Here is a 14,644-nt window from a genome sequence, read left to right as displayed (position 1 = left end):
ATAATCGTTATCAAAGCTGATATGGATTCTTACGAAAGAACGATAGCTTCATCATGAATTCCAGACGTTATGATTTGTAAAATTGGCCTATACCACTTTTATGATGCATCGTATTAATGCCATAAAAAGGACCTGTACAAGAACAATTTCCATCTTAATAATTCCACTTTTTATATCAACCAGATACCGTCAGTATGTTTAAAACAAACGTTATGAAACACTTATTACCTCACCTCCAAATCATTCTTCAATGAAAAAAACTCTAACAAGGTTAAAACCCATATGCTGTTTTTTCCTCTGCTATTCATTGTTAATGATCAGCTGCTCCCTGCGTGCTTACAGTCAATCCCGTACTGTAAAGGGAGTGATTACAGGTGAATCGCAGCCACTACCCGGTGCAACCGTGCTGGTAAAAGGCACCAAAACAATGGCACTTAGCAATTTAAACGGAGAATTCACTATTGCAGCCGCCAAAGGAGATGTATTGGTCGTTACCTATCTCAGTTATCAAACCAGGGAAATCCGTGTAGGAGAGGAAGATGTTATCCGTATATCACTTACCTCCGCTACCAGTAAGCTCGACGAGCTGGTGGTAGTGGCTTATGGCAAGGCCAAACGGGCCAACCTCACCAGCGCACAAACCACCGTTACCTCCAAAGAAATGGACCGGACAGTAAATACCACGCTGGAACAGGCCATACAGGGACGCTCCGCAGGCGTGTATATTACTCAGAATTCCGGTCAGCCCGGTGGCGGCATCTCCGTGAACATCCGTGGCGTGAACTCTATTAATGGTACCAACGAGCCGTTGTATGTAATTGATGGTGTTCAGATGCCCGGTGCGTCCATCTCCTTTGGGTCAACCAGTTCGTCCAATCCTCTGGCCGGCCTTAACCCCGCCGACATCGAAAATATTGAAGTATTGCAGGGGCCTTCTGCTACCGCGCTGTATGGCTCCAGGGCCACCAACGGGGTGCTGATCGTAACCACCAAAAGAGGTAAAGCCGGCGATACCAAAATGGACTACCTATTCCAATATAATATACAAACACCGCCACCACATGTGGAAGTGATGGATCTGCGCCAATATGCACAGATGGTAAATGAATACCACGCACTGGCCGGTGGCAACACCCCCGGAGAATTTAAAGATCCCTCACTGCTGGGCAAAGGCACCGACTGGCAAAAAGAATTGTTCAGAAATGCACCGATGAGCAAACACCAGCTGAGTTTGAGCGGAGGCACCGACAAAACAACCTTCTACCTTTCCGGCGAATACATGAAGCAGGAGGGTATTGCACTGGGCTCCGGGTTCGACAGGTACGGGTTCCGGTTAAACCTCGATAATAAACCCCGCAACTGGATCGCACTGAATGCCAACCTGAGTTTCAACCAAACAAAGGAGAATCTCACTACCAGCCAGGAAAATATTATTTCTACTGCTTTGATGCTCACACCGCAAATCCCCGTGAAAAATATGGACGGTTCCTGGGGAGGCGGCGATCTTACTAATGGCGCCAATATCTTTACCCCGGTGAATCCTATTGCCATTGCCAATCTGAATATTAACAGGGCAGTAAGACGGCAGTTGATCGGCGGCATCGGCGCCAGCATAAATCCAATAAAGGATCTCTACATCAGAACTACCTTCAACACCAATTTTGGCTTTGCCAACACAGAAAATTACCTGCCTACCTATTCTATTGGCTGGGCGGTAAACGACCGGGCCAGTCTTACCAACGGAAGCAATGTAAGTACCTACTGGAACTGGAATCAGCTGATTGAATACTCCAAACAACTTGGAAAACATAATATTAACCTGATGGTGAGCCATGAGGCGCAGGAATCCAACTGGAAAAATTTAACCGGTGGCAGGAAAGGGTTTCTTACCAATGACATCCTGGATCTGAACGCAGGTGAGGCGGCCGATGCCACCAACTCCGGCGGCCAGGGCGACTGGGCAATGGAATCTTATCTTGGAAGAATAAATTATAATTACGATGACCGGTATATCCTGTCAGCTTCTGCCAGGAGAGACGGATCAGCCAACTTCGGAGATGAAAATATCTGGGGCACCTTCTCCGCTGTTTCAGCAGCATGGCGCGTTTCCAGGGAACACTTCTTCCAGGTACCTTTTATCAGCGACCTTAAACTGAGATTTGAAACCGGTATCACCGGTAACTCGGGCTGGAGCGCCGGTATCTATGCGCCTATGCAGGCCGCCGCCACACCAACCGGTACAGGGTTTTTAACATCCCGGTATGCGAACCCGGGATTACAGTGGGAATCTACTCAAACCAATAATATTGGTATTAATATGGGCTTCCTGAATAACAGGATCAGCATCGAGGCGGACTATTATGTGAAAAATACCGACAACCTGCTGATGGATATTCCACTGCCCTGGTACATGGGTACCAACGGAATTGGTGCGGTAGGAGCGCCGACTGTAAACATCGGCTCCCTGGAAAATAAAGGATGGGCCGTAACCATCAACACCACCAACATCCGCACAAAAGATTTTAAATGGGAATCCAGTCTCAACCTCTCAGGGTTCAAAACAACGATCAAAAAGTTCAATACGGATGCAGGTGTGCTGAACCGCACCTCCTGGTGGCTGGATAACTGGACCCAGCAATCTGTTGTAGGCCAAGCGCCCTGGCTGTTCCTGGGCTATATCCAGGAAGGTATTTTCCAGTCGGTAGACGAAATCAATAAAAGCGCCGTTCCGGTAGATAATACCGGGCAGCGTCTTCCCACCAATGTGGACAATATCTGGGTAGGAGATGTGAAGTTCAAAGATGTAAGCGGTCCGCAAGGAAAGCCCGATGGCATCATTGATGTAAATGATCAAACCTATATCGGCAACCCTTACCCGAAAGTATTCGGCGGCTTTACCAACACCTTTTCTTATAAAGGATTTGACCTGAGCATTTTAATCACCGGCACTTACGGCAATGATGTATATAATTACCTGACGAGGGTGAACTCCAATCCCAACCAGATCAATCTTAGCCGCAACATGATGATAGAAGCAATGGACTATGCCAAACCTGTAACGGATAAAGACGGCAATGTGTCCTTATCAAATCCGGGAACAAATATCCCGAGAATATCCAGTGGTCCGAACGGCAACTACGGCCGGATCACCGACAGGTACGTGGAAGATGGTTCTTTCCTGCGGCTGAAGAATGTTTCCCTCTCTTATAGCTTGCCCGCTTCCCTGCTGGCAAAGCAAAAGATAGTCAGGGGCGCCCGGTTAACTTTTGGTGCGCAAAACCTGGCCACTCTCACCGGTTATACCGGATACGATCCTGAAGTAGGTGGTTACGTGGGAAGGGAGTCCAGCTCCGGGAATCAGGCTATAGGACTTGATTATGGACGCTATCCGCTCACCCGCATCTACACTTTTGCCCTAAGCGTTAATTTCTAAAATTGCTGGTTATGAAAAAAAGTACATTCAATATATATCACGGGGTGCTGCTGTTATCTGTGTTTTTACTGGCAGCCTGTTCAAAAGAATTTTTACGCCGTCCACCCAAAGATGCTATCGTGGATGCGGGATTTTATAAAACGGATGATCAGCTGATGGCGGCTACCGCTTTGCTATACAGTAAAGTATGGTCTGATTACAATGGCCGTTCGGCGATCAGCATCGGTGATTTCAGGGCGGGTACTGCTTATTCGGCATGGAATGATAAAGATAATGTGGAGTTTAATACCACCGCCAATACTACGGCCAATGGCGCGTCCTGGCGATCATTCTTTATTGTGATCGGCCAGTCCAATCTCACTATTTCCAATATCAATAAATATGCAGGTCCGGAAGTTTCTGCCAACGCTAAAAAAATGGCTATTGCGGAAGCCCGGTTTATGAGGGCGCTGGCTTACCGCTACCTGGTAATGAACTGGGGAGAAGTGCCCATTATCGAAGATAACCTGAAGCTGATTTCCGATACTTCTCTCCGGAAAAATACCGCAGAAAGCGTATGGAAATTTGTGATCAGCGAAATGCGTGCGGTGGCGGAAGACCTGCCGGAAGTACCAGCCCGCGAAGGCCGGATCACAAAGTGGACCGCCCAAGGCATGCTCGCACGCTTTTACCTGGCCAGGTCCGGATTAGGAGCAAACGGTTCCGGCGCCCGCAATCAATCGGACCTCGACAGCGCCAAATACTTCTCTCAACAGGTCATCACAAAAAGTAAATATTCATTGCTGAGAAGTTACTACGACCTCTTCCTCTTTCCTTATGACAACAACGCAGAATCCATGTTCTCACTGCAATGGGTATACGCACCGGGCGATTGGGGCGCCTCCAATGCTTCTCCGTCCGACCTGAACTATGATAGCAAAATGTGCAACGGCGATGGCTGGGGCGGCGATAAAAGCGCCACCTGGTGGATGATCAGCAAGTACGAAGGCTTCGTGAACTCCGGCGATACGCTGATAAGTGGCAGAACGCTGGACCAAAGACTAAAAGCCACCTTTTTTATGCCGGGCGCCTACTACCCGGAAATTACAGAGAAGCTGGCAGATGGTACCACACCTAAATTAATTTACCCTTATAACACCGGTGATAATAATTTCCTCTGCATCAAGAAATATGTAACCGGCAGGGCCGCCGATGTAGGCGGACAGTCGGCGCAGCAAAACTATGGCAACGATACCTACATGATGCGCGTATCTGAAATGTACCTGATCTATGCGGAAGCAGTACTGGGCAACAGCGCCAGCACTACAGACGCTACTGCACTGGAGTATTTTAACGCCGTGCATACCCGCGCAGGCTTACCCCGTTTTGAAAAACCACTTACCGCAGATGTGATCTTTAACGAACGCATCGTGGAGTTTGCCATGGAAGGAATGGCCTGGTACGACCTGGTAGCTTTGCACTATTACAATAAAGCAAAAGCATACGCCATCTTAAACTCGCAGGACAGGGGCTTGTTTGCCACCGCGCCGGACAAAATGCCTGATCCTACATCGTGGAAATGTGTGAAAACATCCTGGGCCTCCTTCCGGAAAATTATTGCCAACGATGGCAACTTCCTGATTCCGATACCTGCAGCAGAACTAAGCCAGGCGCCAAATCTGAAGAAGCCGGCAGTAGATTATTATAACAAGTAGGCCTATACGCTTTTTACAAAAAATAATATACTCATGCAAAAGATATATAGCTCCATAGTATTGCTCATTATGTGTATAGGAATCATTTCCTGTAGCAAAGATAGTCTCCCCAATAACGGAGAGCCGCGCATCAGTTATGTCCGGCTCACAGATCCCGCTACCAGCGACTCCTTGCTCGTGGAAGCCGGGCAGGGCGTGCTGATCGCTATTGTAGGGGAAAACCTCGGAGACGCCAGGGAAATCTGGTTTAACGATCAGAAAGCCAGTCTTACACAACCCTACATTACGCCTACCGTTATCCTCGTAAGCATACCTTCCCAGATCCCGGTAGAAGTAGATAATAAACTGAAGATCATCTTCGGCAGCGGGAAAAAACTCGAGTATAATTTCCCGGTAAAGATCAGTAAACCACTGGTTACCCGGATGGATTGTGAATATGTGGCCGCCGGGGATGTAGCCGTGATCACCGGTGATTTTTTCTATGCGCCCGTAACGGTAACCTTCACCGGTGGCGCTGTTGGCGAAATAGTGGAAACAACAGATAAGCAGGTGAGAGTAAGGGTGCCTGCCGGCGCACAACCCGGGCAGATCGCCGTTAAAACCAATTTCGGGGAAGCCATTTCCGATTTCTGGTTCCGCGATAACAGGAACATTTTTATCAGCAGCGACCCGTTCACCGGTTGGTGGAATTCCTCTTTTGTAGTAACCAATCCCGGCGCCGGCGACCCTGCCGCTATCAATGGTAACTATATCCGCGTAAAACAACCCATCAGCAACTGGGGCTGGGTGGAGATCGCCGGCGGACCCGCAGATGCGATGGGACCCATCAGCAAAAATATCCCGGATGAAGCGATCCTGAAACCGGAAAATTATAACCTGAAATTTGAACTGAACACGAAGAAACCCTACAACAATAATGCACTTAAATTTTGTGTAGGTGTGAAGAATGACGGCCAGGGCGATTTCTCCTGGATGCCTCCTTACGACACCAAAGGCGTGTGGCAAACGGTGACGATTCCCTACGAAGAAGTGACCGCCAGCTACGCCAAACAAACCGTGCAACCCAATGGGTACTACACCCGGATTGTATTCAGCGGCGCCGGCGACCTCGACTGCGATATGTCGTTCGATAATTTCCGCGTAGTGCCAAAAGTGATTAAGAAATAAAGGTTCACAAGTTCTCAACTCATTTCAATGAAAACTATTTTATATAAACAACTGCTTTGGTTGCTCCTGCTCACCGCCGGACTGATGTCATGCAGCAAAGACGACGACGATGCCGTTAAAACGGATAAGGTAACACTCCTGAGCTTTGGCCCATCCGGGTCAAAGCCGGGCGAGAAGATCGGCTTTATTGGTACCAATCTTAATAAGGTAACCGCCATCGTGCTGAAAGGCGCTACCGTAGAGGCGGCGGCGTTCTCAGAACAAACGGCCGATCATATCATCATCACGGTGCCGCAGGAAACAGAGAAAGGCGTGGTTACCCTGAAAGCACCCGAAGGCGATATTGTATCCAAAACGGTACTGAACCTCAATGTGCCGGTAACCATTACCACAGTTCCCGCTTCCGCCGCCAAAGGAGCTACGATCACCATTAAAGGCACTTTTGTAAACTGGGTAACGCGGGTCACTTTTGGGAACGACGATGCTGCAGTAACGGAATTTGTCAGCAAAACGGTGACAGACCTGGTGCTGAAAGTACCGGCCACGGCCACTACCGGCACACTGGTATTCAGCACGGACGGTATCACACCAATGGATATTGAGTCGGAAAATCCGCTGGTAATTGAATAACCCGAAAATAGCATACATTTTAAACAGAGGAATCGTATTTTCATATCGCCCGCTGTCACTACCGGCAGCGGGGATATACCTTTTTTCAATTACGTCCGCGTTATAAGATGAAACTTACCAATATAAAATACCTGCTGTTGTTATGGATGTACTGCACATCCGTTTCTGCACAGGATATGCCGTATGCTTTCTCGCACCTGGATGTAAATAACGGGCTGTCCCATAATGGAATTACCAGCATCCTCAAAGATGCCAAAGGATTCCTGTGGATGGGGAGCCTGAATGGACTGAACCGGTTTGATGGTTCTAAATTTAAGGTATATAAACACCGGCTGAATGATGCCACTTCTCTCAGTGATAATTTTATTACCCAGATTTATGATGCCCCCGGGAACCGCCTGTGGATCAGAACACAGCTCGGCTTTTCTATCTATGATCCGGAAACAGACAGCTTCAATGATGATGTAGCCAAATTGCTGCACCCGCTGCAGGTATATGGCTACCAGGTAGAAAAAATACTGAAGGGCGCCAACGGCGATTTTTATTTTTTACATGCCGATCATGGCATTATCATTCTTAATGAGCACACCAAACAAATAAAAGCCTACTGCGTTGTTGCAAACGATAGTACCTCTCTTCATTCCATCGCTATATCTGATATTGCGCTGGATGATCGCGGCGACCTGTGGATTGCGTACCTCGACGGATGGGTGGAACAATTTGACACCCGTACCCGTAAAGTGGTATACAGGGCCATGCCTTTGTATGCAACCCTGGCGAAAAAGAAAGCTACCAGGTACCAGCTGTACATCGACCACCAGCAGGATATCTGGGTTTTTACCGGCAGCGGTGATGGGCTTTACTATTACAGCCCTTCAGGCAACCTGCTGAAACACTTCTATAAAGATGCACCGGAAAACAGGATCACCGCAAATGTTGTGAATGCAGTAATGCAGGATAAACAAGGCAAAGTGTGGATTGCCACCGATCCCGGTGGCATCAACCTGCTCGATAAATCAGGGTTTCATATACAGAACCTGGTAATGGATGAACGTAATCCAAACAGTATTTCCCAAAATAGTATTACCACACTGTACAGCGATGCAGCCGGCATGATCTGGTTTGGGACTTACAAAAAAGGGGTTAATTATTATTATCCGGATCTCTTCAAATTCCCTTTGTACAGCCATGATCCAATGAAACCGGAAGGACTCAACTACAGCGACATAAACGCATTTGCGGAAGACGCGAAAGGCAACCTGTGGCTGGCCAGTAACGGCGGCGGACTTACTTGTTTTAACCCGCAAACAGGTACTTATAAGGCGTATGTACATGATAAATCCAACCCGCAAAGCATAAGCACCAATGTGCTTGTAAGTATTTGTATAGATCATAAACAGCATATATGGGTCGGCACCTACCTCGGTGGACTTGAGTACTTCGACGGAAAAACGTTTACCCATTATCGTCATGATGAACAGAACCCCAATAGTTTGTCTGATAACAGGATCTATGAAATTATGGAAGACAGTGAACACCGTATCTGGGTGGGAACACTGTCTGGTGGCGTAGATATTTTTGATCCGGAAACAAAAATATTCAGGCATTTAAGAAGGGAAGATTCCGTCAGCATCCGTTCAAACTACGTTTTTACCCTGCTGGAAGACCGGCGCAAGGATATCTGGATCGGCACGTCGAACGGTATCGACGTATTGCAGAAAAAGACCGGGAGGTTTGTGCATTACCAGCATGAAAATGATAATCCCAACAGCCTGGCAAATGATAATATCCTTTCCATGATCGAAGACAGCAGGGGATATATCTGTATCGGTACACGCGAGGGACTGAACATTTTTAATCCCAATACCAAACAGTTTTCCCTGTTCCGGGAAGAAGATGGATTGCCGGATAATAACATCCTCGGTATCCGTGAGGATAAAAATCATCACCTGTGGCTAAGTACAGCCAACGGCCTTTCCAATGCCATAGTGTCGGTGGAAAATGAGGTGTACAAGCTGAACTTTATTAACTATGATGTAAAAGACGGCCTGCAGGGAAAGCAGTTTAATGAAGATGCCTCCCTGGTAACCTCCAAAGGAGAAATGGTCTTTGGCGGAGGCAGCGGCTTTAATATTTTCAACCCGGCAAGTATTAAGATCAACAACGTCTTACCAGAACTGGTATTTACAGATTTCCAGTTATTTAATCATACCGTAAATACCGGTGAAAAAATAAATGGCAGGGTGATTCTTCCTGTTTCTATTACCATTGCCAAAAATATTGTACTGAATTATAATCAGAACTTTTTTTCGATAGAATTTGCCGCACTGGATTACCTGAACCCTGATAAAGTAAAGTACCAGTACAAGATGGAAGGGCTGGATGAAAACTGGGTAGCCGTTGATAACAAAATCCGTAAAGCCACTTATACCAATGTGGACCCGGGCAGTTATGTATTTAAAGTGAGAACATCCACTGTACATGATACCTGGAACGAAAAAGTGCTCACGATCAACATCCGTATCCTTCCGCCTTTCTGGAAAACTCAGGTCGCCTACATCACTTATGTGTTGCTGGTTTTAGCGGGTTTATTTTACCTGAGATACAGGGGTATCAAAAAAATACGGACACAGTTTTTACAGGAGCAGGAAAAACAGGAAGCGCAACGGAGCCGCGAGCAGGAGAGGGAAGAAGCCAGGAGACTCCATGAACTGGACCGGCTGAAGATTAAATTCCTCACGAATGTAAGCCACGAGTTCCGGACGCCCTTGTCGCTGATCATAGCGCCACTTGATAAAATGCTGAAAGATCCGCAGCTGGCAGAACAGAACGTCCAGGTAAATATGATCAAACGCAACGTAAGACGCTTACTGAACCTGGTAAACCAACTGCTGGATTTCAGGAAGATGGAAGTGTATGAACTGAAACTGGATACCCGTCCGGGCGATATTATTCGTTTCATTAAAGAAGTATCCTTTTCATTTATGGATATTGCGGAACAGAAAAATATCAAGTTTGCGTTTGATACCGATATTTCTTCCCTTGAAACCAGTTTTGATTATGATAAGATAGAAAGGATTTTATTCAACCTGCTTTCCAACGCTTTCAAATTTACACCGGCAGGCGGTCATGTGGGCGTGTTCTTGAATTGTCTCCCGGCAGATGAAAGCGGCAATACCGTAACACTCCGCATCAATGTAATGGATTCCGGCATTGGTATTCCTCCGGAAAAAGTAGATAAGATCTTTGACCGTTTTTACCAGCACGATATTCCTGCCTCGCTCATCAACCAGGGCAGTGGTATTGGTTTATCTATTACGCGCGAGTTTGTAAAATTGCATCAGGGAAGCATCCGTGTGGAATCTATTACCAATGGCGGGAGTTGCTTTATAGTAGAGTTGCCACTGAAAACAGAACCGGCAGAAAACGGGGAAGTAATTACAGAAAACCAGCAAACAGCCGTTACACAACGGGAAAAGAATAAGAAACCTACCATTTTGCTGGTAGAAGATAACGATGATTTCAGATTTTACCTGAAAGATAATTTGCAGGAATACTTCTGTTTACTGGAAGCTGCCAATGGTAAAGAGGGATGGCAGAAGGCGCTGGCATTGCATCCCGATCTGATTGTGAGTGATGTAAGTATGCCTGAAATGAATGGCCTGGAGCTGTGTACAAAAATCAAACAGGATAAACGCACCTCGCATATCCCGATTATCCTGCTCACCGCATTGGTAGGAGAGGAATATCAGATAAAGGGATTGGAAACAGGCGCCAACGACTATCTCTGTAAGCCTTTCAATTTTGAAATGCTGGTGTCAAAGATCCGGAACCTGCTTACGTTACAAACCACTATCAAAAAAGTATATACCAAACAGGTGGAGGTGCAGGTGGCGGATATCTCCATCCAGTCGGTAGATGAAAAATTTATTGCCGCCGCACTGACTTATGTGGAAGAAAACCTGCAGAACGCCAACCTGAGCGTGGCAGAATTAAGCAGGCATCTTTGCATCAGCAGGGTATCGCTTTATAAAAAAATGTTGCTGCTCACCGGTAAAACACCGGTTGATTTCATCCGCTCTATCCGCCTGCAGAAAGCAGCACTGATGCTGGAAAAAAGCCAGCTGAGTATTGCAGAAATATCATACGAAGTGGGATTTAATACCCCGCATTATTTCACAAAATCTTTCAAAGCTGAATTTGGTGTATTGCCTTCTGCCTATATCAAGCAGTCGGGGAAAGATTCACCGAAGAAAGCAGTATAAATTATGTAGTATATGAAACGGCTTCCGTTATCTTTCCACATCATTGTATTTTTTTTATGCGCCTTTGCCTGTGCAAAACCGGCCCGGTCGGACGCCGGGGATAAGCCTCCGAAAGACACGCTCCCGGCGGGATCACCGGTGCAGCGGTATGGCGCGTTGCATGTATCCGGCCGCTACCTGAAAGACCAGCGTAACAACACTATATCCCTGCGCGGACAAAGCTTCGGCTGGAGCACCTGGTGGCCGCAATACTGGAACCCGGGCGTAGTGAACTGGCTGACGGATGATTTCAAAACAGATATTGTCCGCGCCGCAATGGGCGTTGATGCAACACCTGCTTACCTGAATGATCGTGCCCGTCAGCTTGCATTGCTGAAGAAAGTAATTGACGCCGCGCTGGCAAAAGGCAGTTATGTAATTATCGACTGGCATTGCGAAGCATTTCACCAGGAAGAAGCGGTTGCCTTCTTTAAATTGATGGCGCAAACGTATGGTCATCATCCGCACATACTTTATGAAATCATCAATGAACCTAATAAAACGCAAACATGGGAACAGGTGAAATCCTATGCAGCGGAGGTGATTGCCGGTATCCGTGCATATGATCCGGATAATATTATAATTGTAGGTTGCCCGCACTGGGACCAGAAGATCCGCGAAGTAGCAGATGCACCTTTAACCGGCTACAGTAATATTATGTACACGGTACATTTTTATGCAGCGTCACATGGCCAGTGGCTGAGAGATGACTGTGCCTATGCGCTCAGCAAAAACATTCCTGTATTTGTAACAGAGTGTAACGGCTCGGAAGCTACCGGCAGCGGCCATATCGACTACCCGCAATGGGAGGCCTGGTTCACTTTCCTGGAAAGCAACCAGGTGAGCTGGATTAACTGGTCGGTGTCCGATAAACCCAACGAGTTATGTTCTATCCTGTTGCCTGGTGCGCCCGCAAACGGAGGTTGGGCCGACGCTCAGCTAACAGCATCCGGTAAATATATCCGGGCGAAATTAAGAGGCTACAGCACCCGCCCCTGACAATAATTATTTTTTACGCGACCATAATTTCCCGACGCCAATAAAAGCCAGGGACATTAAGGCGAACAGCACGCCCATTCCCAGGGCGTTTATTAATGTTTGCCGGAAGCCTAAATCATTTAAGTTGATAAACGGATAAGGATAAAAACCGGAGAAGGAGCCACGGATCAGTACAAATAAAACATAAATCAGGGGATACCAGAGCCATGGAAGGAAGTCTTTCCATTGAAGGGAACTTTTGTTCACAAACACACACCAGTATAAAACAAATAATACCGGTACGATTACATGCTGTACCTCGTTTAATATTTTTTGTAACCCTTCAAATTGGTAGAGGGGGCGAAGGATCACGTTATATATCAGCGCCACAATAGTAATATACACCGCTATAGCAGTGGCAGTGGTGGTACGTGCAAAAAATCGCCCCCAGCTGCTGTTGGACGCCAGTAACAACACAGTGCTTGAAATGGCTACCATGGCATTGGTAAGCAGGGTGAAATAACTGAAATACCGGATGAAATTCTCAAACCAGGGCGCCTGGTTACTGCCGATGGTGATAAAAAACTGTGGGATCAGGGCGAACCAGGCAAAGCAGGATAAGAACGCCAGGAAAATTTTTATTGAAATGGGTTTTTGCAGGCTCATCTTCCATTAGTATTTATACGAATATAATAATATAATCCCCATTTAGTGTTATTCACGGCTGAATAACTATTTCTATCTTGCGCGCTGTTTATTTTATTCCTATGCTTAAAAATCTTTTACTGGTCTGCCTTTGCAGCCTGTTGTTACCCGTAACGCTATTGGCCCAGGCGCCGGAAATAACCCGGAGTAAACCTTTCGATGAACCCGATGATGGCGCCAGCCGGTTACTGCTGATGAAAAATGGAAATACCCTTTTCTTCCACTTTACCGCAAAAAAGGGTGTTGACGTAGTTGTGTACGACAAAAAGCATCATGCCTCCTCCACAGTGAATAGCCGGATAAGATCATGGAAGGCAAAGAAGACGAAGAATGCTTCCCTTGCAGGATTATATGAAATGAATGGCGAGGGCGTTGTTTTTATAAAGCAGGCCATACACAGGAAGACCTGTCTTTTCCGCCTTATTTTCGATGGTAAAACAGGTAAGCTGGTCAAAGAAGAGATGATTTCAGACCTGCCGGATTCCCAGGTACGCAAGGATCCTAACTCGGAGTACTATGCCGTGGCAGGATTCAGCTCGCTGGAGCGTGGTAGTAATGAAATGATTAAAGTCACGCATTACAGCCCGGATCACAAAGAAATAAATGAAGCATCTTACGAATCCCCCAACGGTGGCTTTAAATACATGGAATTTAAAGGCATGTATGTACACCAGGATCAGTTTGTATTTATTGCCACTTTTGCACATAACACAAAAACTTCCGGAAAGGATTCCCGGATACTGATTTCCCGCATCGCCAAAGGCGCAAAGGCGTTCGAACACAAGCTGCTGGATTATACCGACGATTATAAGGAGCCAATGGTTGCCCTGAAGTACAACAGCGCCAATAAGAATTTATACCTGCTGGCAGCTATAAATGCTAAAAGCGCAGGCCGGCCCTACACGATGTATACCACCAACGAGAACCTGGTATTGCAGATGAGTGTCATCGATCCGTTTGCGTTAGCGGTAAGCAAAAAGTATTTTGTTGATCATCCTTTATTGTCGGACTACGCAAAGGAACACCTGAAATATAAGAAACCCTATTATGGTGTTATCCAGGATTTCCGGATCAATGAAGATAATTCCATCACGCTGATGTATGAAGAGCTGGAAGCAAAAACAGAATATTATACTTCTACCACCTATATCAATGGAAGACCCTCTACAAGTAACCGTACCAGTTATAGTACCCGCTTTGGCGATATCGGGATTGTAAGGCTCGATGATGACGGGAAGGAAACACCCGGCAGTTATGCCATTGCGAAAAGTCAACATACCGGTTCTTTATTGCGTCCTTATTTTATTTACCGCAGGCCTCAAACCGATTGGAATTTCCGCAGGTTGTTCTTTAAAACAGGCGCCTATAATGAAGGATTCCTTTCTTATGACTACATGTTTGTGAATAATGTTGGCTATAGCATTTTTAACGATGTTCCGGTAAATGTTTCGGATAGCACGGAGAACTACCGTAAGAAGAAAACAATGGTCGCCGTAAGTGCGGTCAATACGGTAATTGCCTATTGCGACGGCGACAAAGTGAAAAAGACCTTCCTGTTTGGCGATCCGGGCAGAAAAGATGAAGCCAGGTTCAGCTTACTGGAGATCAACGCGCACAGCGATGACAATAAATCGTTAGCTACCCTGATGATAGAACGGAAGGGAAATGACAAGAAAGCATATATCGTGTGGATCACCTTCTGACGCAGGTTTCCGCTAAAAAAGGCCAGGGTA

General features: G+C 46.5%; 8 protein-coding genes. 7 read left to right on the top strand and 1 reads right to left on the bottom strand.

Annotated features, from left to right (window positions below):
* Window positions 1–250 precede the first annotated feature (250 nt).
* The 6 genes from AB6805_RS27410 to AB6805_RS27385 all read left to right on the top strand — a co-directional run bounded on the left by AB6805_RS27410 (window position 251) and on the right by AB6805_RS27385 (window position 12,227).
* Complete coding sequence (locus AB6805_RS27410) at window positions 251–3,433, top strand: SusC/RagA family TonB-linked outer membrane protein (protein ID WP_370912624.1); 3,183 nt, start codon at window positions 251–253, stop codon at window positions 3,431–3,433.
* Between the two features lie 11 nt (window positions 3,434–3,444).
* Entirely contained in the window at window positions 3,445–5,127 is a 1,683-nt protein-coding gene (locus AB6805_RS27405) for a RagB/SusD family nutrient uptake outer membrane protein (protein WP_370912623.1), read from the top strand.
* A 33-nt stretch (window positions 5,128–5,160) separates the two neighbouring features.
* A complete protein-coding gene (locus AB6805_RS27400) occupies window positions 5,161–6,294 on the top strand; it encodes a glycan-binding surface protein (RefSeq protein WP_370912622.1) in 1,134 nt (377 codons plus the stop codon).
* Between the two features lie 27 nt (window positions 6,295–6,321).
* Window positions 6,322–6,924 (top strand): hypothetical protein, encoded by a 603-nt coding sequence (locus AB6805_RS27395; RefSeq protein WP_370912621.1) that lies wholly within the window; start codon window positions 6,322–6,324, stop codon window positions 6,922–6,924.
* A 107-nt stretch (window positions 6,925–7,031) separates the two neighbouring features.
* Window positions 7,032–11,189, top strand: a complete 4,158-nt coding sequence (locus AB6805_RS27390; protein WP_370912620.1) for a two-component regulator propeller domain-containing protein — start codon at window positions 7,032–7,034, stop codon at window positions 11,187–11,189.
* A gap of 12 nt (window positions 11,190–11,201) precedes the next feature.
* Window positions 11,202–12,227 carry a glycoside hydrolase family 5 protein gene (locus tag AB6805_RS27385; RefSeq protein ID WP_370912619.1) on the top strand — a complete coding sequence of 342 codons (1,026 nt, stop codon included), beginning with the start codon at window positions 11,202–11,204 and terminating at the stop codon, window positions 12,225–12,227.
* Window positions 12,228–12,233: 6 nt separating this feature from the next.
* Here AB6805_RS27385 and AB6805_RS27380 read toward each other — a convergent pair whose 3' ends face one another.
* A complete protein-coding gene (locus AB6805_RS27380) occupies window positions 12,234–12,872 on the bottom strand; it encodes a Pr6Pr family membrane protein (RefSeq protein WP_370912618.1) in 639 nt (212 codons plus the stop codon).
* A gap of 101 nt (window positions 12,873–12,973) precedes the next feature.
* Here AB6805_RS27380 and AB6805_RS27375 point away from each other — a divergent pair, with 101 nt between their 5' ends.
* Window positions 12,974–14,614, top strand: coding sequence for a hypothetical protein (locus AB6805_RS27375; protein ID WP_370912617.1), 1,641 nt, complete (start codon window positions 12,974–12,976; stop codon window positions 14,612–14,614).
* Window positions 14,615–14,644: the final 30 nt, after the last annotated feature.

Source organism: Chitinophaga sp. RCC_12 (assembly GCF_041360695.1).
Classification (GTDB): Bacteria; Bacteroidota; Bacteroidia; order Chitinophagales; family Chitinophagaceae; genus Chitinophaga.
Note: the sequence above shows the minus strand (reverse complement) of the source record. Positions and strands in the feature narration are given on the sequence as shown.

Excerpts from the sequence above, each read along its gene's own strand:
- AB6805_RS27410 (WP_370912624.1), top strand. The coding sequence starts at position 251 with ATGAAAAAAACTCTAACAAGGTTAAAACCCATATGCTGTTTTTTCCTC.
- AB6805_RS27405 (WP_370912623.1), top strand. The coding sequence starts at position 3,445 with ATGAAAAAAAGTACATTCAATATATATCACGGGGTGCTGCTGTTATCT.
- AB6805_RS27400 (WP_370912622.1), top strand. The coding sequence starts at position 5,161 with ATGCAAAAGATATATAGCTCCATAGTATTGCTCATTATGTGTATAGGA.
- AB6805_RS27395 (WP_370912621.1), top strand. The coding sequence starts at position 6,322 with ATGAAAACTATTTTATATAAACAACTGCTTTGGTTGCTCCTGCTCACC.
- AB6805_RS27390 (WP_370912620.1), top strand. The coding sequence starts at position 7,032 with ATGAAACTTACCAATATAAAATACCTGCTGTTGTTATGGATGTACTGC.
- AB6805_RS27385 (WP_370912619.1), top strand. The coding sequence starts at position 11,202 with ATGAAACGGCTTCCGTTATCTTTCCACATCATTGTATTTTTTTTATGC.
- AB6805_RS27380 (WP_370912618.1), bottom strand. The coding sequence starts at position 12,872 with ATGAGCCTGCAAAAACCCATTTCAATAAAAATTTTCCTGGCGTTCTTA.
- AB6805_RS27375 (WP_370912617.1), top strand. The coding sequence starts at position 12,974 with ATGCTTAAAAATCTTTTACTGGTCTGCCTTTGCAGCCTGTTGTTACCC.